Origin of the sequence: Paenibacillus sp. GbtcB18, assembly GCF_019091125.1 — a bacterium.
In the GTDB taxonomy this organism is placed as follows: Bacteria; Bacillota; Bacilli; order Paenibacillales; family NBRC-103111; genus Paenibacillus_F; species Paenibacillus_F chitinolyticus.
Window position 1 is genome coordinate 1 of record NZ_JAGXJX010000841.1, and the last position, 237, is coordinate 237.

Below are 237 nucleotides of genomic sequence, written 5' to 3' on the forward strand. Positions count from 1 at the left end.
CCCTCTCAGCCGGGCGCCCCCCCCCCTCCCCCCCCCAGCCCGACGGCCCCCCCCGGGGCCATTTTTCCCGCCGCCTGCCGGGTTTTCTGCGAGGCAAAAGCGGCGATCTGCTCGGCGGGCAGACGCCCCAGCGCGTAGCGGCAGGCGCGGCGCCCCCCCTCGCGCGCACCTTCCGGGCGGGCCGCTTCCTCCGCTTGGGCGAGCATCGTCTCGCCGGGGCGCATCTGGCCGATCCGC

The 237-nt window shown here is 78.1% G+C and carries 1 pseudogene; it reads right to left on the bottom strand.

Going from position 1 to position 237, the window contains the following annotated elements:
* Nucleotides 1-5: 5 nt before the first annotated feature.
* Nucleotides 6-237 (bottom strand): annotated as a pseudogene (locus tag KVT34_RS31100) (hypothetical protein); the annotation flags it as partial.